Genomic DNA, 21,171 nt, shown 5'->3' with positions numbered 1-21,171 from the left:
TTCACTGCCATACCGGCAGTAAGGCCCCGCCAAAAGGCGGGGCCTTTGATTTTTCCCCGCCCTACGCACGCATAATCGAGCTAGCCGTATCGATCGCTCCGCCTCCGAACGTATCAGCCCATTTTTCGCCGCCAGCCGGTTCTTTTCGCTGCTACACAAATCAAAAAAAGTATGCTAAAGTGTCGGACTTTGGCGCATTAGCTCAGCCGGTTAGAGCGACGGAATCATAATCCGCAGGTCCCCTGTTCGAATCAGGGATGCGCCACCAGAGATATCAAGCACTTACGCCAATCCCCCGGGGTTGGCGTTTTTGCTTTCTGGTTTCATGTAAGCACTTTGTAAACAGTTTTGTGAAATGCAGGACTACGAGCCAATAAAAATATGGCTCTTCCCCACTGTCGCCGCCACGCCATGCGCTTCAAGCATTCTCCGCATAGCACCTTACCTTATAACCTGGCGTTACTCGTCCGTCTGCCCCTCATCTGACTGGGCCACCAGCAGCTCAACGACATCAACACCTAAGGCGTGGGCAATGCGTTCTAGGCCGTCAATACTTATGTTGGTAACGCAGCGCTCAAGCTGAGACACATACGTTCGGTGAAAGTCGGCCAACTCAGCCATACGTTCCTGACTCAACCCCCGCTCGGTACGCAGGCGTTTTAGGTTTACTGCGATTCTGGTACGTGCTGTCGCGGGGTTAGAAACTGTATTTGTGCTCATGCGCGTAGAGTGGCGCACTACTGCTTTATATACTACAGTATGTAACTCTACTGTTTTTAAATCTCAATGGACGCTGACATGATAAAAAGAATGGCAGTATGCGCATCCCTGGCCGGAATACTTGTCGGGTGTGCCAACACTCAGTGGTACAACCACAATTACTCTGCCGGCGATGCAGAACTGATAGCTAACCAAAAAGCAGTCGATGAAGGTTATTGCACACAGGTAGCCCACGGCGCTGCGCCAATGCCAGATGCTCGCGTCTACGCCCCCGCCCAACAAAGCTACAACATTACCGGTACGATCAGTTCATACGGCCAAGGCGGTTTTCGGACCAGTAACTACTCGGGCTATGTCACACCCAGCCCAGGGTCAGCATTCTCATCAGGGGTTGCGCAAGGCGCGGCACTTGGCGCTTCCATACGTGCTCGACGAGCGCAGGATGCAATTATGAAAGGCTGCATGATCAAGCTTGGCTGGACAGACAAACCACCAACCGAAGAACAGGCGTCAACTTCACCTGTTAGTTATGCCAACAATGGCGACAAGCCCAAAGGGATTATCGATGAACAGAAATACGTCGAGTTGTCGTGTTCATCACATCGTAAGCTGGCAGGCTCAATCGACAAGTTAATGCGCGATGGTGTTCCTAAAGAAGATGCCCTTAATCTCATGCTCACCACATCGAAGAACAACAAGATCAGCCACCAAAGTGCTGCCTACCTGCTTTGGTCAACAAACACGCGATATTCAGCACCCGAAGTACCAACTGAAAATTTCGTCGACTTCATCACCGATTACTGTGCGCAGGGATGGCCCGACGTGAAACCCTAAGCGTGGACAGACCAATAGATATGCCAAAGCCTTCAAAATCACATCGTGGTATAGCGATTGCATTACTAGCTGCCTTCTCCACTGCCACTCAAGCTGACCGATATGGTGCGTATGACAACATTGATCTTGAATACGACAGCTACGGCCCAGATCCAAGCATACTCACTTATATCGCCGGGCTGGTATTGTCTTTCATCGCCTGGCGTCATTTTATTTCCTTGTGGGCTTCCTGGATTAAGCGTAAAAAAACGGGCGAGAGGCCGGAACAGTTAGATGGTTTTTTAGATTGGGATTTTTCACATTGTGAGCGCAGGAATCATCTCGATTTTTCTGATCTTCCCTATTCTTCTAGTATTGCTGGGGTTGGATCTTTCTAGCTCAGTTAGCATTTCAATTTGGAAGTGGGGACAGGGAACTGCATTCGTAACGCTCATATTGGCCCAAAGAACATAATCAGTTCTATGCAATTTTCGTGCGCACCATATTTGCAGAAAACCCGTAAAAATAGAGTCGTCGCAATGGATAAGTACACAGCCACACCATACCAAAGCGTTGAGAAAGCGGCTCAACTCGTAGACACGGCAGAAATGATATTGGTCGTTACAGGAGCCGGTATGGGTATTGATTCTGGCCTACCAGACTTTCGCGGAAATCAAGGTTTCTGGCGTGCCTACCCGGCGCTTGAACGCAGCAGCCTCGATTTCATATCGATTGCATCACCCCGTGCGTTCCGGCAGCAGCCTAAAGTTGCATGGGGTTTTTACGGCCACCGGCTCAACCTGTATCGCCAAACAGCACCACATGCAGGCTACGACATACTTAGGAAATGGGGTAAAAACAGTCCGTGCGGCTACATGGCTTTTACCAGCAATGTTGATGGGCACTTCCAAAAGGCAAGTTTCGATGCCAGCCTGATCACTGAGTGCCACGGCTCAATTCACTACCTTCAATGCCTGGACGCATGTACAACCGACATCTGGTCCACCGATGATTTCACACCGGATGTGGACGAAGAAAACTGCCGGTTGCTGAACGAGCCGCCACGTTGCCCACACTGCGGTGGCTTAGCACGTCCGAACATTTACATGTTTGGCGACGATGAATGGCAGGAGCAGCGCGTCCGTATGCAGCAAAGAAGGCTTGAGCACTGGCTGCTGGATGCCGAGCGGCTGCTCGTGATCGAGATTGGTGCCGGTACAGCGATTCCCACTACCCGCGACTTCACGCACGCGGTTTCCTTTAACCACCGGGCGCCAGTTATACGCATTAATCCACGAGAACCTGAAATTCACGGCCATCCTGGCCACGTCAGCCTCGCGATGGATGGTATGCAGGCTCTGCAAGAAATAAACGCTCTGTTGACGGCATAAATGATGCCTGTCCCAACGAGCACATATTAACCACGGCAGGATCAAAATGATGAACTACCAGCAAATGTGGCGGACGCTGGAACTGGCGCTCGAAGACCGCGCACCGACCGCGTACAAAGAAATGAAATGCCAGCGGCAATTGGCGACATATTTGGACAGCTTGACCGGTGAAGCGATGGACTCGATCAGCACGGTAACCGACCAGATACCAGACAATCTGATGGGCATAAACGACCCCATGAAACGCGTGCAACATGCAGAAATGGTTCGCAAGACGGCCGAGGAAGTGGCCCTGTCGCAAGCAATCGAAGCTATGCCGCTGGAAGCGACCGAAGACGAACCGGCCGAGCCAATGAGCTTGTACGACCTGACGGGGGACTATCTGGACGAGTACCTGAAAAAGGTCGGCCTGAGGTAAGCGCACCGTGCAATTAACGCAACTCGCCCAGTGCTCTTTTGTTCACGGCAGCGCCTGGAAATCCGCCGGCCTGTGAAGCCAGCATGTTAACAAAAGCTAGCATTTGGACAATCGGGATTGCCACGTCCTACTTCCACCATCCCGCACGCATGAGCACAACCCTCAAGTCTCAGGTTTTCTCAACAAGCCAATGCGCTCCATTGCTTCCTGCCTGAGCCGTTCCCATTCGGCGCGACGAAGTGCTCGTTGCTCGACTCGGATTGCTTTCCTCACTTGAGCACGTTGCGTGACCCTCTCACGCCGCCGCGCTTCTTTGCGCACCATTTCTTCATCAGAATAGTATCGAGGGCGTTCCTTTGCGCTACCCAGAAGTAGCCGTTCCAGTGTGCGGCCAATGCATTCGCCCGGCGCGTTCTGGCTTTGAAGGTACGCAACCAGGTCAAGCGACACGTAGGCACTAACGCGTTTGAAGCCACCCTCTTCAAGTCGCTTCCGGTACGCTGCCAACCGTTGAGCGTTATTGTTTGTCATGCTCATCTTCCACCTGTGTACATTTCGCCATAGAGTTTGCGCATTGCACTGTCGATGTAGTACGCCGCCTCGGCTATATATCGGTCTCGCCTGTCATCATCAAAACGACTAGACTCGTAGGTCAATGGCTGGAGGATGGACTGCGCCAGCACCAAGTCTGTCCATGCATTCATGTTTCGTCGGTAGTGGCCAAAGGTCAGGAGTCGAACAAGCCCCTTCAGCAAACGAGCAGGTCGTTTCATCTTCAATTCCTTGTAGGTTGGTAAGCGATACAGATACCGTGGTTTTAGGATTGGCAGGGTCGGGGTTCGTCACCTTATGAGCCCTCGCTTTCTTTAAATCCGTGGCAACGGCGCAGCAAGACTGACTATTGCTTACCCATTCGGATGTCCGTTCAGCGTGACGCTCACGCTTAGACTGCCCTATAAGCATCGCCGGTATGCCCGACAAAAAGCCGGCTTGAGCCTGCTCATCACAGGATGGCACATGGTCGAATCCCCCGGATGTGTCCTGTTCCAGAAAAATCGGCCCTTTACCGAATTCATCCTCGATCCGCTTAATTTTCAGTTCTGGTAGTTGGGCGTTCATGTTGCCTGTCCTTTCGATTCGTGCCTATACAGATGGCTTATCTAGATAGTGCACGGCCACCGTGTATAGGGATGGGGTAAAAGCGGTCTCCATAGACACGGTTGCCGTGCTCATGACGATTCCCTATACACGGCTACCGTGCTTATATGGGTGCTCTAGGCACGGCTGCCGTGCACATGAAATCAATTTCTACTCGGACCTCCAGCGGTTGTATTGCCCTCGCGGTAGTGATTGCGAGCCAACGTCCATCTCTGGGCAGTGGTCCAGAGGCCACCAAGTGCAGGCGTACCAGCTTGATAGATTCGGCATTCGGCCTTGGCGGGTACGAAATATCAGCCCTCGTTCCAGTAGCGCCGCCCTTGCCCTGTCCAGTGTGTCGCGGGACTTCCATCTGCGGGCCTCATGCATGTACTTCCATCCTGCCAACAACCGACCGTTATTCATGCCGCGATACTGACTGGCGATATCCCATAACAGCATTGCCTCATGGGCCGTAAGCGTCAGGTAAGCCTCGGAATCTAGTACGGACAGCGGAACCTGAATGAATATGCCCGCGTCTCGCCGGTTCGGTTTGAAGCGTGATTTCGTTGCCATTCATCGCGCTCCCTTGCTAAATAACCAACGGCACGCGACGACTAGCCAAAAAACCACGACTTGCATGGCGCTCATTACGCCACCCTCCGGCCTTGTGCAAGCCAACGGTAAATCAGGGTGCGGTCGGTGGACAGCAGCTTGTAAACGCCTGGGCTACACAGCTTGCCGTCGCGGTCAATGAAACGGATACGTTCGCAGGGCACTTTCAGGCCACGGCGGCGAAGCTCTGCAACAAGGTCGGGGCCATTGGAGCACCCCGCTACCTTATCCAGCGTTTCACGCGGTAGGGGACGTTTCAACAAGGCTTGCAGGGTGCGAAGGTGCCGGGGATTGTCGGTACCTTTAAAATTGTTGCGAGTGTTAGAATGGCCTTGGTCTTTGGCGCTCTCGATTGCTTTGCGGTCGGGGGCGTTTTTCATTATTTGCCCTCCGGTTGACCAATGCGAATCACGGCGCGCCCAAGCTCAAGCATTCCAAGCCGCCCGATTTCAATATGTACGGTTGTGCCATCAGCGTCTCTGGCTGTCACCATCAATTGGTCGGCATCAAACACGATGCGCGGGCCATCCGGGTCCTGATAGGTAACGATGGTTTCGGGTCTCATACTTACACCCCCATCACAGCTTTAATATCGGACACGCGCCATGCAAGTCGGCCATTGATACGCAGGGGGCGAATTGGGCCATTCTCGCAGCAAGCCCACACGCGGAGGGTCTGCGGCTGGCGGTTCAGATAGTGGGCGGCCTGGGGGGTTGGTACTGCCGGGCTGGTTACCGCTTCCAGCGGGGGGAATTGTGAAGCGGTGGTGTGCGGCTGTTGGATAGTATCCATCGTGTATCACCTCTGTTTATTTGTGGTGATACGGATTCTTTATCTCATACGATGTTCTCCCGATATGCGCGCGTGCTATCGCGCCATACCGCGCTTTATCGCTTCTTAGCGCGTCTCATTCTGTCGCGTAGCGCCTTCAACGTAAATACATCAGGCGTGCCGGTATCTTGATGCGTCTTTCCCTTATATTGCAGTCCGTCGGAAGAATGCCCAATAAGCAAGCCCTCTTGCTTTTCAGCCATCTTCGTCAGCTCCGCCCATACGCTATTTGCATCGCCAGCATTCAAGGCGCGGCCTTTTGCTGTCTGTACCTCGGCATCCAAAAGACGAACGCGATTCCGCAGCTTATGGCTTGTCTTCGACTTTGGTGCGGCTTGATTTTCGGGCGTCGCATCAACAATCCTCACCAACCACTCATTTTCACTAAAACCTTCAAATTCCAGGCGCGACACATAAACGTCGTCGAAAGTCTCACCCAGGGGTGGGGCGCTGTACTTGAGTCCGTCGCGGCCTCGAGCGGTTAAACAGCCTGTTCTGAACGCATCGCGAATATCGCCACTCAGGTGCATCATGTGAGCTTGTTTTTGCAGTTCCAGCGTATTCAGGTCAACGTCGGTATTCAATGTAGGCGGATACCGTGCATCAGCAATGCGATTAAGGATTGCCTCGACATTCAGCAGTACATCACTGTCTCCAACACTGACACTGATAGCGCCTCCTACGCTAAAAGCATCATTATCTTGGTACCCGACGGCTCGTAGATACGCATCGTCAATATCCACACCTATTTCCTGACTTTCTAGGAAAGCCATGAGCGTCGAAATATCACACGGAAACGATAAAGCGGGTTCGTTTAGGTTGCCCGTGGGATGCTCCGTCAGAACGGCGCGTTCGTCCGGCGTAAGCTCGACGCCATCATCAGGCTTTTTGATATATACGCCATCCTTCCGAAGCGACAGCCAATCACACCACGTATCGACACACTCGATTTGGCATATCCGTATGAAATCGCTGTACCCGATTTTCTTCATTGCATCCTTCAATGCGCCTTCAAAAATAAGGTGCCAGCGTCAGGCCGGTGAAGGTTTCCGGCTTTTTACCCCGTCGGGCTAGACGCTGGCGTATGTGGTCAGGCGGCGTTGATTGCCTTCAGCGGTTGCGCCTGTTCCGTTGGCTGCTCAATACCGGCCTGCTTCAATATCCAGCCTTCAATCTTGGTGTGCCACATGCGCAGCAAATCCAGGGGGCGACGACGGTAGTGCTTTTCGGCAATGGCGCTCGGCTTGTGGCCTTGAATCTGTGCCACCACGCCAGCCGGACACTCCACCCATTCCGCCAGGGTGCCGAAGGAACGGCGTAGGCCATGGATGGTGAGGTGTGGCAATCCAGCGGCCTGGATAGCCTTGTTGTGGGCTATACGCGGCTCGGCAATGTATCCAGCCTCGGCGGTGGGGCTTGAGAATACCCACGGCGAAGGCGTCCAGGGCTTGTCCTCGGCTTCCTTGCTACGCAACTGGCGAACGGTGGGCGTGTTATTGACGCGTCGAAGCTCCAGCAGCAGAGATTTAACGTAAGGCGTCAGCGGAATGACGCGGCCTGTTTCCCGCTCTACCTTATCGGCAATCTGAAGGCTGTCCCATTGAAAATCTACATCCTCCCATCGTAGGGCGGCGATTTCCTCACGGCGTGCGCCAGTCAGTAGCGCGGTTTGCAGGTAGGCGGAAATAACCGGGCTGCCTATCTTGCGCACATGCTCGAACCATAGCGCCAACTGTTCACGCTGCAAGCAATCATCTTTTGCCTGGGCTTTGGGTAATTCCCTTTTCAGGCGCACACAAGCATCGGCGTTTACCTGCTCACGGTATTCCGGGCGGTCGCTACACCAGTTGATAAAGGTCGCCAATAAAGACAAGGCTAGCCGGGTGCGGGTTGGGCGTTTTGGTGCTTCTTGTTCCAGCCAGTCGGCCACCGCATCGCGGGTAATTTGGCTTAGTGGTAAGTCCAGCAGGGGGCGCAGTATGCCTGGCTCTTTCTTCTCGGGCATCCCTTTACGGCGTCCTCGGGTGATTTTCTCGCCCCCGTCGCGGGCCATGTTCTCGTGGTCGGCCTTGTGGCGTTCGCTCCATTTTGGAGCTCGGGCTGCAATATAGACGTTCCAGGCATCCAGGGCGGGCGCTTCTTCCTGCTTAGCCTTTGTACGCTTGGCAACATCGGCGACGGTAAGCTCGGCTTTCACCTCTCGCGGGTCGCGGCCTTGGTCGATAATGGCTTGCAGGCGGCGGGCTTCGGGCCGCGCTCCCGGCGTAATCACCTCACCAGTTTTCGGGTGCCGGTATTCTTCCAAGCTCCATACGCTCACATCGCCAATGGTCATACGCAAGCTTTTGCCCTTTAGACGACCTTGGTAGATATACGCCTTTGCGCCAGCGGTAGCACGTACAGCTAGCCCATTAACGTCAGCATCCCATAGAAACGCTTGGCGCTTGTCTGGCGGGCATGTAAACGCCTGGATACGTCCTGCCGTTAATTTCACCTTTGCCATGCCCAGCATCCCATGTAAGCACTATGTAAACACTATTATGGAATAGAGCTCAACATTAATCAACCTTCGGATTCATGTAAACATTGTGTAAAGCGCTTATTTGCTTGTTCTTAGTCTTTTTATCAACACTGAAAAATGCAATGAAATATAATATTTTGCAGAATCATAATCCGCAGGTCCCCTGTTCGAATCAGGGATGCGCCACCAGGAATACAAGCTGCCTCGAGACTTCAAGTTTCGGGGCAGTTTTTTTGTCCCTGGATTGTATAGCACATTGATTTATCTAGGTTTTCCTAATCTAAACTGACGCTAAATTTTAAATTTAGCGGAAGTGATTAGACAGACAAGCTGCTACAAAGCGCTGATACAAAGCATGTGTCGGCGGTAGCGAAACTTGGCGCAAGGAAATCTATGTCACAGTCCGTTCCGTACCTCACCACTGGGCCTCAATCCTCCAATCTTTGGTTTCGCAGGGGTGTTCCCCTGCGCCTCCGTCCGCAGCTCGGCCGCCGGGAGATTTTTCTCTCCTTGGAAACGTCGGATAAGCGCGAAGCGGGACCCCGTTGATGTTAGTTCAGGTACCAGCTGTCAATTGCTCCAATTAACAGTACATAATCGGTCTCGCAAGCTGCGTCCCCCTGTAGGCCTCCCTGTTAAAGAGGGTTCTTACAGGCAAATTAACGAGCGGGTTAACAGTGAAAGCGGACCGTTCGCTCTTACCTGGCTGGACGCCAGGCCGCGAACTAAGCAGCTAGGGCTGCTTTCCTAACGTGGCCGTTCCCCTGGTTCAAACCACCCCCGTGTGGGGTGGTTCGCCCCATGGGCTCATACGCTTGAATCGCCCGGACATCCGTCCTCGCGACCGTTCGCTGCGGCATCCGCCGCCGGCTCACTTTAAGCGCATGAGCCCCTGGCGCTTTGCTCCAGGGGAACGGGGGCTTCGCCCCCAAAATGAAAGCGGCCGCTGGGGCGGCCTTTCGTTCGCGTTCGCTCACTACATTTCATTTTGGCCCCCCCACGGTACTGGTCGTGGGCGACCAGCACTGGCCACGGCTGTACGCCGTCGCCACCCCTTCGGGGCTCAACCCGGGCGTCGCTGTCCTGCGATTTCCTCCGCATTGACGGAGGCAATTTGCGCTTTAACTCTTGCAGCTTCGAAGCACAGACTCCGAGCGTTTCATACTCCATGAGCTCCGCGATGTACAGCAAGCCTTCGGCCCCGCAACGTTTGTAAATGCGTCTCCCGCGAACCGGGCTCATATGCGGATGAGCAGCCTCATATGGACCGCTGATTCACGCGCTTGGAGAGCTCCTTGGCACTCTCCTTGCGTTCGCTATAACGGTCTACAAGGTACGAGCTGGCGTCGCGCGTGAGCAGTGTGAACTTAACGAGCTCCTCCATCACATCGACGACCCGGTCGTAATAACTGGATGGCTTCATGCGACCTTCTTCGTCGAACTCCATAAACGCCTTCGCGACGGACGATTGATTGGGGATGGTCACCATCCGCATCCAGCGCCCAAGCACACGCATCTGGTTCACGGCGTTGAAGGACTGTGACCCTCCCGACACCTGCATGACCGCCAATGTCTTACCCTGTGTCGGGCGGACGGCTCCCAGCGCCAACGGAATCCAATCAATCTGTGCTTTCATGATGCCGGTCATCGCACCATGGCGCTCGGGAGACGTCCAAACCATCCCTTCGGCCCACTGCACCAGCTCGCGCAGTTCCTTGACTCTAGGATGAGTATCCGGCGCGTCATCGGGTAGCGGCAAGCCGCTGGGATTAAATACTTTGACCTCGCCGCCCATCGCCTCAAGGAGGCGAGCGGCCTCGAACGTCAACAGTCGACTGTATGAGCGCTGCCGAACCGAGCCATAAAGCATTAGAAAGCGCGGTTTGTGCCGAGACCGTTCGTGAGTGGCGAGCCTTGCCACCGAAGGGACTTCGAAGAGCGCCTCATCAAGCGCAGGGAATTCTGTGGGGTTCTGAAGATAAGTGATATCGGTCATGCGATTTACTGAGCAGCGGTTTGCCCTGCTTCATACCAAGATTGTGTACGGTTAACGATGGCGACCACGGCGAGCATCAACGGGACTTCAATGAGTACGCCGACTACCGTCGCCAGTGCAGCGCCAGACTGGAAGCCGAAAAGACTAATCGCTGTCGCCACGGCGAGCTCGAAGAAATTGCTCGCTCCAATGAGGGCGGATGGACCGGCGACACAGTGTTTGACGCCCAGCTTTCGATTGAGCACATAAGCCAAGCCGGAGTTGAGCACCACCTGTATAAAGATGGGCACTGCAAGCAGTGCAATAACTAGCGGCTGCTCAAGGATAGCCTCTCCTTGGAAGGCGAAAAGCAAAACCAGCGTCAGCAACAAGGCGCCAATGGACAATGGTCCCAGCTTCGAGGTAACGGCCTGGAAGTGTCCGGCACCGCGAAGTAGCAACCTCTTGCGCCAAACTTGAGCAATGATGACCGGAACCACGATGTATAGACCAACTGAGACCAGCAACGTGTCCCATGGGACCGTAATCGACGACAGCCCCAACAACAACGCGACCACCGGTGCGAAGGCGACGACCATAATGGCGTCATTCAGCGCCACCTGAGAAAGCGTGAAGTATGGGTCACCTTTGCAGAGTTGACTCCATACAAAGACCATGGCTGTGCACGGCGCGGCCGCAAGCAGGATGAGCCCAGCCACATAGCTGTCCAATTGTTCGGCTGGCAGGTACGGCGCAAATATGTGGCGAATAAAAATCCACCCAAGTAACGCCATCGAGAACGGCTTGACCGCCCAGTTGATGAAGAGCGTGACGCCAATACCACGCCAATGCGATGTGACTTGATTCAGGGCTCCGAAGTCGATTTTCAAGAGCATCGGAATAATCATGACCCAGATGAGCACCCCCACCGGGATATTCACCTTTGCGACTTCCAGGTTAGCCACATCGTGAAAGAACCCGGGCAGCAACTGGCCCAGCCCAATCCCTATCACGATGCAAGCGGCCACCCAGACAGTAAGGTATCGCTCAAAAAAGGAAATAGCGGGCTTGGCCGACGTTTCGGCGGCTAATGTAGAAGCGGTCATAAGAACTAGGTCTTGGAAATACGCGTAAGGATGACTTGCAATTCGGAACTATCAAGCTCGTTCAGTGGGTAGGAGAGTAGTTGCAGCATGCGATAGCCGAGCGCCTGACGTGTAAGCTCAAAGGCATTGGCCTTTTGCTCCTCCGGTGCGTTTGAGGGGTCCGGATATCCCCAATGAACTTTTACCGGTTTGCCGGGCCAATATGGACACTGCTCGGCAGCCGCGCTGTCGCACACGGTAATTACCACGTGCATTTCGGGCGCCGAGGCACCCGTAAACTCATCCCAGCTCTTACTCCGATAGCCTTCGGTACTTATTCCAGCGGCCTGCAACGCTGTTAAAGCGTGGGGATTGATTCGCCCACTCGGTGTGCTGCCCGCGCTGTAGGCGCGTACGTCTTTACCGAGCACTCTTGCCCAGTGGTTGAGCATGCCCTCGGCCAGTACGCTGCGTGCCGAGTTGTGGGTACAAAGAATAAGAACGTTCACGGTCATTGGTCAGCCAATCCGATATCTGTGATTTCACGCTTAATGGCAAGCGCATCTAGTCGATGCAAAGGCAACGACAGAAGAAGCTCAATACGACGTGTAAGGGTGACCGCCGCTGCACGGAACTGGTGCAGCTTCGCTGCGTCATCCCCTTCAAAGGCAACTGGGTCAGCTACACCCCAGTGTGCGGTTATCGGTTGTCCAGGCCATACTGGGCAGACTTCTCCGGCCGCTTTGTCGCAGACCGTGAGAATGAAGTCCATCTGAGGGGCATCGGGTTTTGCAAACTCGTTCCAGCTCTTGCTGCGAAATCCGGCCGTCGGCATTCTTAGCGACTGTAGCGTCTCGAGCGCGAGCGGATGGACCTCATCGGAAGGGTCACTTCCAGCCGAATACGCCTTGAACCGACCATGCCCATGTTCGTTCAAAAGGCCTTCGGCCAGGATGGAGCGTGCTGAATTTCGACTACAGAGAAATAGCGCGTTGTAAATCTTATCGGCCATAGCGGCGTCCTTTAACAACAGGTTGGGGTATCTTGCGTGGACGGACTGGCCGAGTTCCCTGGGTTGGATGCAGCGCAGCAAACTTTCTCGCACGAAGCACCACGCTCCGAGTTCTGCCCGAATACAGGAATGTTCTTCAGCGTATGAAAATGCTCCCAGGCAACGCCTTGGGGGTCGGTGACCCAGTGTTTTGCACTCCGGGCGTAGCAGCAGTTCGTCTCGCCCTGGTCGAGAAGCACCATATCGGCATCATGCGCACGACCTTTGAGCATTGCCAATTCTTCAGGCCCATCGGCCTGGAGCCCCAAATGGTCAACGCCCGTTGCATTGCCTCGCGTCGAGATAGCGAAATTGACACGTGGGTCCTCAAGCATCCACTTAGCGTAGTCCGCCTCGATGCGAATTGGCTTGGCGGCAAAGAGCTTTGAATAGAAGGCGATGTTCACCTCTAAGTTATTGACGTGCAAATGTACATGGAATCGCATGGCGGTGTACTCCTGGGAAAGGTCAGCACTTGAATGTGGCGCTGTCAGCGTCAGCCGTGCACGGCACACCCTGGCAACAGTTTTCGGTGAGATAAGTCAGCAGCTGATTCATGTTCTCGTACTGCGCCCGGTAGATGAGGTTACGGCTAGCCCGTTCCTGCGACACCAAACCGGCGTTGGTCAAATCCTTGAGGTGAAAGGACAAGGTCGCAGGCGGCACGTCCAACCTTTCCTGGATGACACCGGGCGTAAGGCCTTCGCCTCCGGCGACGACAAGCGCCCGGAAAACTTCGAGGCGTAAGGGATGTGCTAGGGCGGCGAGAGCCTGAACGACGTCTTTAGATTCCATAGTTCCATCATATTGGAATAGTGGAATCGCGTCAAGCAACTTCGACCCGTTGAAGGCGGTGGCCGCGCTTATCTCCACTGCTACAAAGAACTGATACAATGCCAGTCAAGCAGCTTGTAAGTCTTTGATTAATGGCTATTTTATTGTTTTTTTGGCGCAACTCGAGACAATCAGGGATGCGCCACCAAAGAATACAAGCTGCCCCGACACCGCAAGGTTCGGGGCAGCTTTTTTTGGGCTCTTGGCCCTCTCTCCATTTTAGCCAGCCCCCAGGACCATTAGCCTTCCGCACGCTCACCATATTCTTCTGAAGCGCCAGCAGTCGGGAGTTGTGACTCCTGCCGGCTAGAATCCATGAAACAAAAAGTCAATGGCACCCACAATATCGTCGTGCCGCTGTCGGAGGCTGCATACCGGGTTCTGTAGCTCGCTGACCGGAACTGCAGCGATATATTGCGTCACCATCGCGTGCAGCTCATCATGTATGTCGAAAACAGGGTTAAGTGTCTTCGCCGGCTTGGGCGCTTCACTTAAGGGCACCAGCGGCACAACAGCCCTTGTATTTAGCGGCTGCAGGATGTCCGCCTGGACATCAAGAAGATACCCATGGCCTGACGGGTTCGCGTAAACGTCGTAGCGGCTCATCAGAACATCCGGTACTTTGCCAGTGGAAGGCCGTGTTTTTCGACAAAAGCGTTGGAGCTCTCAATGGCTTCCTGATTCTCGGTAAGCCAGCGCTCGCTGCGCGTGCGTGCGATGGCCTGGACAACACCAGCTTCAGCGGCCTGCGAGATATTAATTTGCAAGGCCTTTGCCTCGGAAAGAAGGTCCTCAGGCAATGACACATTCGTGGCACGCCTGAGTGCACTGCGGGGACGGTTGATGGTCAACATGACACTCTCCCTGTTCAATAGCGTAGACATGCGCACCCTTTACAACACATTATATGTGCATATTGGTCGAACAACGAGGATGTTTCTACCCAACAACTTCGTGATCGTTTTCGCCCGGAGACTGGTATATCCTGCTGCTGCACTGCCAGCAAATAGACTGTAACTAGTTGAAAATAATAATTATTTTTAAAATACTGCGCAAATCCCATCATTAGGGATACACCACCAAAATTGATAAGGCTTGCAGGGATTTCCTGTAAAGCCTTATCTTTTACCCCTACTCCCGCATACAGTTATTCGGCCAAGACCGCCGCGGGCTCACGCAGCGGCGTGGCCGTGTCGGCCTTTCGAATGGACCAGATGCTATCGGCAGGGCCTTTCCTGATCCGGCGGGCGGTAGCGACCGCCATCCATGCGAAGCAGAGCGCAGCGATGAAGGCGACTATATCAACGCCGATGGTCGCGGTGCTGCCGTGCGCCCACATGCCGAGCGCCGGGAACAGCAGCGCAGCCAGTGTGGTCAGCGGGATCGCCATCGTCGCGGCGGCGGACAACCACAGCAGATGCACGGCCGAGCGCGCCGCACCCAAGGCGAAGGCCCAGGCGACCGAGACGAGGAAGGCGACGTAATAGATGTACTCATGCCACTGATTGAGATTGTCGACGCGGCCATGCAGCCACTTCGCCGCAACGATGGTGAGCGAAAGGCCCGCCACGCAGCCGAGGCAAACGCCCACCGTTGCACTGCCCAAAAGGCGCGTCGAGCGCGGCTGCCCGGCCTCGCCGCTCTGGTGCGCCTTCTTGCGGCGTGTCTCGATCCAAAGCAGATTGCCGCTATAAAACAGCCACGCGCCGGAAAAACCCAGGAAGAAATATGCCCAGGTAACCGTTGCCCCTTCATACTGCCCCGCGTGCAGACCGTAAAACGTCTCTGACGCTCGACGACCCGGATCCTGACGGGATGGGCGTGTGCGGTCTTTGAGCAACTCGCCGGTTACGGCGCTGAGCATGACGCCTCCAAGATGGTAGTCACCGACATAGCCACGCTCGGAGCCGGGCACCCTCACCGAAGCGGCCTTGTCTCCAAAGTTCTTGAAGATCATGATCTTCGGTTCGAAATCGGGCACCTGCACTTTTAGCTGTTGAAGCAATTGTGCGGGGGCCATCATTGCACCCGCCTCGCCGGTCGGCTTTGGCGGCCTGAATGGCTCGTTATCGAGCTCATTCAGGATCTCCTGCTTGCCGCCGAAGATCACGCTTTCTTGCGCAGACCAGAGCGGGCCGCTCAAGCTCAATGCGGTCGCGGTTATCGCCATCGCAATATGAAATGGCAGTGCTGTGATTCCGACGACATTGTGGGCGTCCAGCCACATGCGCTTGAGATTCTTGCCGACACGCAGCGCGAAAAAATCCTTGACGAGCGACGGCAGCAGCACGATCACGCCGGCGATCAGCGCCACACCGTAGAGCAGCGAAACCGCTCCCATGAGATATGCCCCCCATGGTCTGGCAATCCCGACGCGCATATGGATTTCGTTGATGAACTCCGCCAGTTCGGACGGCTCCTCCTCCCTGGCCAGCAGCGTGCCATCGTGTTTCAGCGTCGCCCACCAATGAACGTGCTCGTGCGGCCGGCCTGCTTGATGCGGCGCATCCTCTTCCCACGTCACCCTCGCAGGCTCGTTCTCGTATCCGCGCAGATGCAGCATGATGCCGTGCTCCCGTGCTTCAGGATGCTCGGCGGCGACTAATTCAAGGAGGCGGGGCGCATCGTCCAAAGGAACCGCCGCCACACCCACGGCAGGCGGCGACGCCCAGCGCGCGATCGGCTCCTTGAACATGGTGAGCGCGCCCGCATAGAAGGCGATGAACAGCGCGAAGCCACAGGTGATACCCGTCCATGTATGGACGGTCTTGTAGATCTTGATGATGTCGGCGCGGATCATGCTGCCCTCACACGAAGAAATAGAAGCGGCAAGCAAACAACGCCGCGAAGGCAATCAGGTTCGCCGCAGCTAGCCACGCCCAGGCCGCACGACCGCTGCGAAACAGGAAACAGAAGCCGAAGACCACGATCCAGACCAATGCTTCCAGATAGCGCATCAGCGAGTAGCGCCCGCCCGGCGCATTGATGCCGCCAGGCCCCAGATAAGCGTAAAGCCCGATTAGCGCGAGAGCCAGGCCTAGCCCGAGGATTGCGCCGGCACTGGCCTTTCCCCACCAGTCGGGACGGATTCTTTCAGCCATGCCGGGTTCTCCAGATGCCGCGAAGCACGGCGAGGTAGGGAAAGGCGAACAGGCATACCATCGCGACATGCAAGGTTACGAAGAAGCCGGACAAGGGCCGCAATGCCGCGATCCATGCGGCAAGGCCGGCCGCCAGCAGCAGGCTACCGGCACCCCGAAGCGGCGCTCGCGGGAAAGGCCGAGAACGCCATTTTTGATTGGGGCTGGCGAGGTAAAGGCACGCACAACCGAGAATGACCAGCGTCAGCGCAAGAATTACGATCATGGCTTAGAAGGCGAATGTCGCCGAAAGACGAAAGGTGCGCGGCGAGCCAAGCTGGATATACCGGTTGTTCGTCCCCGACCAATAGTTCTTGCCGAACACATTATCGACGTTGAAGCGGAGCGTGACCGGCTGCTTGTTCCAAGGCGAATCGAGGACATACCGCGCGCCCAGATCGACAGTCGTCCATGCAGGAAGCTTCAGATGCTCGTTGTTGCTGCTGACCACCTGATCTCCGGAATAGATGATGCGGCCGGTCAGCGTCAGGCCCTGCATGAACGGCGTATCCCATTCGCCGCCCAGCACAGCGCGAACGGCCGGAGCGCCCGCTTCACGGTGGCCGTCATAGAGACCATCCTTGGTCTTGGTCTGGCGGGAATCCAGCAAGGTGACGCCCCCCATCAAGCGAACGCCGGGCGTGATCTCGCCGTAGGCGCTCAGCTCGATTCCGCGATTGCGCACCTCGCCGTCGAGCGCCAGCGCCGGCAGGCCGCCGGCCGGACCGTCGATGGAGATCGTGTTGGGCTGGGCGATCTGGAACGCCGCCAGCGTCGTCGTCACCGTACCCCAATCGACCTTGACGCCAGTTTCATATTGCTTGCTGACATAAGGTGAAAATACCTCGCCGGAATTCGAATACGATGGACCAACGATGGCTCCCCGCTGCAGATTTTCTATATAGTTGGCATAGAGTGAGACGTTCTCCCTAGGCTTGACGATCAAGCCTAGGGCCGGTGTCCATGCGTCGCTATCGTAATTAGAGGTTTCGGCACCGGTCGCCATGTCGAAATTTGTGCCTTGCACTTCCTGGTAGCGGATGCCTGCGGTGAACTGGATTCGCTCGTCAAGGATCGACAAGGTGTCGGCGATGGCTGTGCTGGAAACGCGGCTTTTACTGGATGTGCTCGGATCGCCGGGATCAGCAAGGAACGGGGCGGACCCGAATACCGGATTGTAAAGATTCGTGGTGCCGGTATATGGGATTTGCGTTTCAGCCGACCCCGTCTCCATCCGGGACTGCGACAGATTGAGGCTGAGGGCATGATCCACCGGTCCGGTCGTCGCCTTGGCCCTCAATCCACCCTGCATGGACAACACATCATAGGCATATCTCGAATATTCGGCGCTATTCCACCCATACGTTCCGCTCGTATCGCGCAGCGTCGGCTGGCTGGGGCCGATGAGAAAGAAATCCAGCTTCTGTTTGCCGATGGCGGCATAGGCCGTGATATTGTCGGTCACGTCAACTTCGCCCTGCACCATGCCCAGCGTCAATCTACTGTGTTGTTTGCTCCATGCGGGATTGAGGCTGGTTCCGGCGTCGGGGGCCTGCGGAACGAAGCCGAGATTGGTCACAGCAAGCTGCTGTATCACCTGGGGATTGGCGTCGTTCGACTGATGCGCGACATCAGCGGATATCCGGACACGCTCGCCGCGATAGTCCAGATTGATCGCCGCCGACCCCACTTCCGCGGAGATCGGATCCACCGGCGTATCGCCCTTGCGGTACGCCCCGTTGAAGCGAATTCCGAACCGGTTCTCCGCACCGAAGCGGCGGCCGACATCCAAATGAGCGCCAAGCTGCGAGCGGGAGTCATATCGCGTGGTCAATTCGGTGAGCGGCTCGTCGTCGGCCTGTTTGGTGACGAGGTTGTACGAACCGCCGGGGCCGCTGGCCCCGGATGCCGCCATGCCGTTCAGCAAGGCGTTCGGCCCCTTGAGCACCTCGACGCGCTCGATGTAATCCATGTCCGGCGCACGCAACGGCGCCATGCCCGTCAATCCGTTCAGACTGCCGGCACCGGATGCGAAGGTCGTCGGAAAGCCCCGGATATTGATCGAGCCGTCCTCATCGCTCGCGCTGTTTTGTTTCGTCACGATGGACGGATCATTCGACAGAACATCCTGAATGGTCTGCGCTTGCTGATCCTGGATCGTCTTGTTCGTGTAGCTGGTCTGGCTGAATGGCGTATCCATGACGTCTTTATTGCCAAGCATGCCTAGCCGGCCGGCCCGCGCGACCTGCCCGCCGGCATAAGCCGGTGGCAAATCTCGAGAGCCGGTTACTACCACCGGCTCCAATTCCGTAGTGGCCGCTGGCGCTGAAAGCGAAACTGTATTTCCCTTCCAGCGCACATCAATATTCGTTCCCCGCAGCAATCGCGCCAGAGCCTGCTCCGCCGTCAAGGTGCCCGATACGGCAGGCGCTCTCAGGTTGGCCACGGTTTCCGGCAAGTAGTAGATCTGGATATCTGTCTGCTGTCCCAACTGAAGCAAAGCCGAGTTCAGCGATTGCGCCGCGATATTGACCTGTGCCGAGACCGTGCTTTGCGCATGGGCCGCATCGGGCAATAAGCCAAGGATGAGTGCGAACGAAATAGCGAGGGCATTCAGGCTAAAGCCGAGCCGCTTGCTGCGGACCGCAGCCAATGCGTGTGTCGTGATATGAGGTTCCACCGATATTCTCTTAATAATGAAAACAGCGCATGCGCGCCAAACCCTTTGGCCAAAGGTTCGTTACAGCCTGTCCCCATCACTCGATGAAACCAGGCTCTTCATTAGTAAAGAGGATTGAGAGAGGGGAACCCCGTAAAGATTTTCACCCCTATTTAGAAACAATATATTTCTGAACAGAAAGAAAGAGATAAAATCTCATTTTTAATCAAACAGTTATACTAGATCGGGGAAAGTAAAAATTCTTTATCTTGGCGTGATCATAGTCCGCCCATCAGGCAGCCGCAGCACAGTGACAGGCGCGAGCGACGGCAGGACATCGAGGAAAGCGTCGGGGTCGTCCGTGCTGAATACGCCCGCCACGCGCAGTTGCCGCAAAGAGGCGCTTTGCAGTTGAATGGGCCGAGTCCGGTAGCGGTTGATCTCGGCCACGATGGCTTCCAACGACGTAGCGTCAAATACCACCTTGCCTTGCCGCCATGCCATCGCGACGTTGACATCGGCTGGGAACACCTCGGATGCCACCGCCGAGCGGTCAACCTGTACGGCTTGGCGGGCGGTCAACCGGCGCACGTCCCGATTCCACCACCTGCCCCCCGCCACTTCCACCGAACCGGACTCGACCACGACCGACACCTGATGGTCTGGATCACGCCGGACGTTGAAAGCAGTGCCCGTGACCGTTACGGCAGCTAGCCCGGCATCGACCATAAAGGGGCGGTCGAGTGCCGACGCCACCGCGAAGAACACTTCCCCCTGCTCCAGCCGGACGTGCCGTTCGGATCGGTAAAACCGTACCTGGGCAACACTGTCGGTATTGAGCGTCAGCATCGAGCCGTCGGGCAGATCGACCCTGCGGCGTTCACCGCGCCGGGTAAGATAGCGCTCGGAGAACTCGGGAGCGTGCAGCCACCGCTCGGGCCCCATCAGCACCGCCGCCGCGGCGGCGCAACAGGCGGCGCCGGCACCCACCCCAAGCACGCGACGGCGAGACGCCATGACGGAAGTCCACCCAGGGCGGCGATCCAGGATATTCTCGAAAACGGCATCGGGCGTGGCCTTTGCCATGCTCCACACCCGCATCATTTCCTGATAGGCCTGCTCATGCCGGACGTCCGCCTGGCGCCACGCTTCGAACATGCGGCGCTCATCGGGCGTCATCAGACCACCGTGTTCACGGGTAAACCAATGAGCGGCTGCATCATGTGGGTCGTCGGGAGGTTTCTGCTTGTTCGTGGTCATAATGGACGCTGAGGCCGATGAACGTGGATTTTCAGCTACCCTTTCATATGAAAGACGCTTGGCAATAGCAAACCCCGTAAGTTTACGAGGAGAATCTTTGTAACTGTTGGTGCAAATGCCTCATCGTCTTCGTCAGGTGCTTTTCCACAGTACTGATCGACAAGCCCATATGCCGGGCAATCTCCGGCACTGTCCAATTCTCGATTCGATGCCAGGCGAATATCTGCTGGCAAACCAGCGGCAGTTCCTCCAGCGAGTCGGCCAAGGCCCGCGACAACTGAGCGACATAGGCGGTCGATTCGACATCTTCAACGACGGGATGGGCATCCTCAGTCAACTCATTCAAGGGAACGGTTGGAAAAGCCTGTTCTCGGCGGTAGCGGCTGACCAGGCCATTGGCCGCGCTCCGATGCAAATAAGCACGCGTGTCGCGGATGCCAAGCATGTCCACGCCCAGCATCCGTTCTGCAGCATCCTGCACGGCATCCTCCGCATCCTGCATATTGACATGCCCTTTTGCCCACGACCCGACCAGCCCGCTGTAGTAAGCGAGCCAGCCTTTCTTGGGCGCAGATGGACGGGACATGGCAAATGTGGAAGAAAGTCAGCATGTTGAATCCCGTATATTAACAATGATTCTCATTTACATGCCAGAACTGCACAACGCCGCAGCGCCGTGACACGCGCATACAATAGGGAAACTACGTATACCTCATCCGCA

The 21,171-nt window shown here is 55.8% G+C and carries 25 protein-coding genes and 1 tRNA gene; 6 read left to right on the top strand and 20 right to left on the bottom strand.

What is annotated here, in order from left to right:
* The first annotated feature begins 191 nt into the window (after positions 1–191).
* Positions 192–268 (top strand) — tRNA-Met (locus OEG81_RS06995).
* 191 nt (positions 269–459) lie between these two features.
* On the opposite strand, the gene OEG81_RS06990 is transcribed toward OEG81_RS06995, so the two are convergent.
* A complete protein-coding gene (locus tag OEG81_RS06990; RefSeq protein WP_264132000.1) occupies positions 460–720 on the bottom strand; it encodes a helix-turn-helix domain-containing protein in 261 nt (86 codons plus the stop codon).
* A gap of 78 nt (positions 721–798) precedes the next feature.
* Between OEG81_RS06990 and OEG81_RS06985 the strand changes: the two genes are divergently transcribed.
* The 4 genes from OEG81_RS06985 to OEG81_RS06970 all read left to right on the top strand — a co-directional run bounded on the left by OEG81_RS06985 (position 799) and on the right by OEG81_RS06970 (position 3,342).
* Positions 799–1,554, top strand: a complete 756-nt coding sequence (locus tag OEG81_RS06985; protein ID WP_264131999.1) for a hypothetical protein — start codon at positions 799–801, stop codon at positions 1,552–1,554.
* 20 nt (positions 1,555–1,574) lie between these two features.
* On the top strand, positions 1,575–1,931 hold the full coding sequence (locus OEG81_RS06980; RefSeq protein WP_264131998.1) for a hypothetical protein: 357 nt from the start codon (positions 1,575–1,577) through the stop codon (positions 1,929–1,931).
* Between the two features lie 237 nt (positions 1,932–2,168).
* Entirely contained in the window at positions 2,169–2,924 is a 756-nt protein-coding gene (locus OEG81_RS06975) for an SIR2 family NAD-dependent protein deacylase (protein ID WP_317135375.1), read from the top strand.
* A gap of 46 nt (positions 2,925–2,970) precedes the next feature.
* Complete coding sequence (locus OEG81_RS06970; protein WP_264131997.1) at positions 2,971–3,342, top strand: hypothetical protein; 372 nt, start codon at positions 2,971–2,973, stop codon at positions 3,340–3,342.
* Between the two features lie 162 nt (positions 3,343–3,504).
* Here OEG81_RS06970 and OEG81_RS06965 read toward each other — a convergent pair whose 3' ends face one another.
* From OEG81_RS06965 to OEG81_RS06935, 6 genes are all read right to left on the bottom strand, one after another.
* A complete protein-coding gene (locus tag OEG81_RS06965; RefSeq protein ID WP_264131995.1) occupies positions 3,505–3,873 on the bottom strand; it encodes a hypothetical protein in 369 nt (122 codons plus the stop codon).
* 108 nt (positions 3,874–3,981) lie between these two features.
* Entirely contained in the window at positions 3,982–4,461 is a 480-nt protein-coding gene (locus OEG81_RS06960) for a hypothetical protein (protein ID WP_264131994.1), read from the bottom strand.
* A 668-nt stretch (positions 4,462–5,129) separates the two neighbouring features.
* The gene (locus tag OEG81_RS06955; protein ID WP_264131993.1) at positions 5,130–5,474 is read right to left on the bottom strand and encodes a hypothetical protein; all 345 of its coding nucleotides are present in this window, start codon (positions 5,472–5,474) and stop codon (positions 5,130–5,132) included.
* Positions 5,474–5,659 carry a hypothetical protein gene (locus OEG81_RS06950; protein ID WP_264131992.1) on the bottom strand — a complete coding sequence of 62 codons (186 nt, stop codon included), beginning with the start codon at positions 5,657–5,659 and terminating at the stop codon, positions 5,474–5,476. The genes OEG81_RS06955 and OEG81_RS06950 overlap by 1 nt, the downstream gene beginning before the upstream one ends.
* 322 nt (positions 5,660–5,981) lie before the next feature.
* Positions 5,982–6,917, bottom strand: coding sequence for a hypothetical protein (locus OEG81_RS06940; protein WP_264131990.1), 936 nt, complete (start codon positions 6,915–6,917; stop codon positions 5,982–5,984).
* Between the two features lie 98 nt (positions 6,918–7,015).
* On the bottom strand, positions 7,016–8,428 hold the full coding sequence (locus OEG81_RS06935; RefSeq protein ID WP_264131988.1) for a tyrosine-type recombinase/integrase: 1,413 nt from the start codon (positions 8,426–8,428) through the stop codon (positions 7,016–7,018).
* Between the two features lie 411 nt (positions 8,429–8,839).
* Between OEG81_RS06935 and OEG81_RS18145 the strand changes: the two genes are divergently transcribed.
* Entirely contained in the window at positions 8,840–8,995 is a 156-nt protein-coding gene (locus tag OEG81_RS18145; RefSeq protein WP_412034119.1) for a DUF6538 domain-containing protein, read from the top strand.
* A 709-nt stretch (positions 8,996–9,704) separates the two neighbouring features.
* On the opposite strand, the gene arsH is transcribed toward OEG81_RS18145, so the two are convergent.
* From arsH to OEG81_RS06870, 13 genes are all read right to left on the bottom strand, one after another.
* The gene (gene arsH, locus OEG81_RS06930) at positions 9,705–10,442 is read right to left on the bottom strand and encodes an arsenical resistance protein ArsH (RefSeq protein ID WP_264131987.1); all 738 of its coding nucleotides are present in this window, start codon (positions 10,440–10,442) and stop codon (positions 9,705–9,707) included.
* Positions 10,443–10,447: 5 nt separating this feature from the next.
* Entirely contained in the window at positions 10,448–11,527 is a 1,080-nt protein-coding gene (gene arsB, locus OEG81_RS06925) for an ACR3 family arsenite efflux transporter (protein ID WP_017522381.1), read from the bottom strand.
* Positions 11,528–11,532: 5 nt separating this feature from the next.
* Positions 11,533–12,021: an arsenate reductase ArsC gene (locus OEG81_RS06920; protein ID WP_264131986.1), complete on the bottom strand. Its 489-nt coding sequence runs from the start codon at positions 12,019–12,021 to the stop codon at positions 11,533–11,535.
* Positions 12,018–12,518: an arsenate reductase ArsC gene (locus tag OEG81_RS06915; RefSeq protein WP_264131985.1), complete on the bottom strand. Its 501-nt coding sequence runs from the start codon at positions 12,516–12,518 to the stop codon at positions 12,018–12,020. The genes OEG81_RS06920 and OEG81_RS06915 overlap by 4 nt, the downstream gene beginning before the upstream one ends.
* An 11-nt stretch (positions 12,519–12,529) precedes the next feature.
* Positions 12,530–13,003, bottom strand: a complete 474-nt coding sequence (locus OEG81_RS06910) for an ArsI/CadI family heavy metal resistance metalloenzyme (RefSeq protein ID WP_264131984.1) — start codon at positions 13,001–13,003, stop codon at positions 12,530–12,532.
* Between the two features lie 22 nt (positions 13,004–13,025).
* Entirely contained in the window at positions 13,026–13,352 is a 327-nt protein-coding gene (locus tag OEG81_RS06905) for an ArsR/SmtB family transcription factor (RefSeq protein WP_264131983.1), read from the bottom strand.
* A gap of 345 nt (positions 13,353–13,697) precedes the next feature.
* Positions 13,698–13,997, bottom strand: coding sequence for a CcdB family protein (locus tag OEG81_RS06900; RefSeq protein ID WP_264131982.1), 300 nt, complete (start codon positions 13,995–13,997; stop codon positions 13,698–13,700).
* Entirely contained in the window at positions 13,997–14,245 is a 249-nt protein-coding gene (locus OEG81_RS06895) for a type II toxin-antitoxin system CcdA family antitoxin (protein WP_264131981.1), read from the bottom strand. Before OEG81_RS06895 ends, OEG81_RS06900 begins: the two co-directional genes overlap by 1 nt.
* Before the next feature lie 293 nt (positions 14,246–14,538).
* Positions 14,539–16,191, bottom strand: coding sequence for a PepSY-associated TM helix domain-containing protein (locus tag OEG81_RS06890; RefSeq protein WP_264131980.1), 1,653 nt, complete (start codon positions 16,189–16,191; stop codon positions 14,539–14,541).
* A gap of 7 nt (positions 16,192–16,198) precedes the next feature.
* On the bottom strand, positions 16,199–16,492 hold the full coding sequence (locus tag OEG81_RS06885) for a hypothetical protein (protein WP_264131979.1): 294 nt from the start codon (positions 16,490–16,492) through the stop codon (positions 16,199–16,201).
* Between the two features lie 268 nt (positions 16,493–16,760).
* On the bottom strand, positions 16,761–19,211 hold the full coding sequence (locus OEG81_RS06880) for a TonB-dependent receptor (protein WP_264131978.1): 2,451 nt from the start codon (positions 19,209–19,211) through the stop codon (positions 16,761–16,763).
* A gap of 243 nt (positions 19,212–19,454) precedes the next feature.
* Positions 19,455–20,450 carry a FecR family protein gene (locus OEG81_RS06875; protein WP_264131977.1) on the bottom strand — a complete coding sequence of 332 codons (996 nt, stop codon included), beginning with the start codon at positions 20,448–20,450 and terminating at the stop codon, positions 19,455–19,457.
* 82 nt (positions 20,451–20,532) lie between these two features.
* Positions 20,533–21,036: an RNA polymerase sigma factor gene (locus tag OEG81_RS06870; RefSeq protein ID WP_264131976.1), complete on the bottom strand. Its 504-nt coding sequence runs from the start codon at positions 21,034–21,036 to the stop codon at positions 20,533–20,535.
* Between the last annotated feature and the right edge of the window lie 135 nt (positions 21,037–21,171).

Source organism: Pollutimonas sp. M17, from assembly GCF_025836975.1.
Classification (GTDB): domain Bacteria; phylum Pseudomonadota; class Gammaproteobacteria; order Burkholderiales; family Burkholderiaceae_B.
This window is presented reverse-complemented; position numbering and strand designations above follow the sequence as displayed.

Coding starts and splice junctions, on each gene's coding strand:
- OEG81_RS06990 (WP_264132000.1), bottom strand. CDS start 720: ATGAGCACAAATACAGTTTCTAACCCCGCGACAGCACGTACCAGAATC.
- OEG81_RS06985 (WP_264131999.1), top strand. CDS start 799: ATGATAAAAAGAATGGCAGTATGCGCATCCCTGGCCGGAATACTTGTC.
- OEG81_RS06980 (WP_264131998.1), top strand. CDS start 1,575: ATGCCAAAGCCTTCAAAATCACATCGTGGTATAGCGATTGCATTACTA.
- OEG81_RS06975 (WP_317135375.1), top strand. CDS start 2,169: ATGGGTATTGATTCTGGCCTACCAGACTTTCGCGGAAATCAAGGTTTC.
- OEG81_RS06970 (WP_264131997.1), top strand. CDS start 2,971: ATGATGAACTACCAGCAAATGTGGCGGACGCTGGAACTGGCGCTCGAA.
- OEG81_RS06965 (WP_264131995.1), bottom strand. CDS start 3,873: ATGACAAACAATAACGCTCAACGGTTGGCAGCGTACCGGAAGCGACTT.
- OEG81_RS06960 (WP_264131994.1), bottom strand. CDS start 4,461: ATGAACGCCCAACTACCAGAACTGAAAATTAAGCGGATCGAGGATGAA.
- OEG81_RS06955 (WP_264131993.1), bottom strand. CDS start 5,474: ATGAAAAACGCCCCCGACCGCAAAGCAATCGAGAGCGCCAAAGACCAA.
- OEG81_RS06950 (WP_264131992.1), bottom strand. CDS start 5,659: ATGAGACCCGAAACCATCGTTACCTATCAGGACCCGGATGGCCCGCGC.
- OEG81_RS06940 (WP_264131990.1), bottom strand. CDS start 6,917: ATGAAGAAAATCGGGTACAGCGATTTCATACGGATATGCCAAATCGAG.
- OEG81_RS06935 (WP_264131988.1), bottom strand. CDS start 8,428: ATGGCAAAGGTGAAATTAACGGCAGGACGTATCCAGGCGTTTACATGC.
- OEG81_RS18145 (WP_412034119.1), top strand. CDS start 8,840: ATGTCACAGTCCGTTCCGTACCTCACCACTGGGCCTCAATCCTCCAAT.
- arsH (WP_264131987.1), bottom strand. CDS start 10,442: ATGACCGATATCACTTATCTTCAGAACCCCACAGAATTCCCTGCGCTT.
- arsB (WP_017522381.1), bottom strand. CDS start 11,527: ATGACCGCTTCTACATTAGCCGCCGAAACGTCGGCCAAGCCCGCTATT.
- OEG81_RS06920 (WP_264131986.1), bottom strand. CDS start 12,021: ATGACCGTGAACGTTCTTATTCTTTGTACCCACAACTCGGCACGCAGC.
- OEG81_RS06915 (WP_264131985.1), bottom strand. CDS start 12,518: ATGGCCGATAAGATTTACAACGCGCTATTTCTCTGTAGTCGAAATTCA.
- OEG81_RS06910 (WP_264131984.1), bottom strand. CDS start 13,003: ATGCGATTCCATGTACATTTGCACGTCAATAACTTAGAGGTGAACATC.
- OEG81_RS06905 (WP_264131983.1), bottom strand. CDS start 13,352: ATGGAATCTAAAGACGTCGTTCAGGCTCTCGCCGCCCTAGCACATCCC.
- OEG81_RS06900 (WP_264131982.1), bottom strand. CDS start 13,997: ATGAGCCGCTACGACGTTTACGCGAACCCGTCAGGCCATGGGTATCTT.
- OEG81_RS06895 (WP_264131981.1), bottom strand. CDS start 14,245: ATGTTGACCATCAACCGTCCCCGCAGTGCACTCAGGCGTGCCACGAAT.
- OEG81_RS06890 (WP_264131980.1), bottom strand. CDS start 16,191: ATGATCCGCGCCGACATCATCAAGATCTACAAGACCGTCCATACATGG.
- OEG81_RS06885 (WP_264131979.1), bottom strand. CDS start 16,492: ATGGCTGAAAGAATCCGTCCCGACTGGTGGGGAAAGGCCAGTGCCGGC.
- OEG81_RS06875 (WP_264131977.1), bottom strand. CDS start 20,450: ATGACCACGAACAAGCAGAAACCTCCCGACGACCCACATGATGCAGCC.
- OEG81_RS06870 (WP_264131976.1), bottom strand. CDS start 21,036: ATGTCCCGTCCATCTGCGCCCAAGAAAGGCTGGCTCGCTTACTACAGC.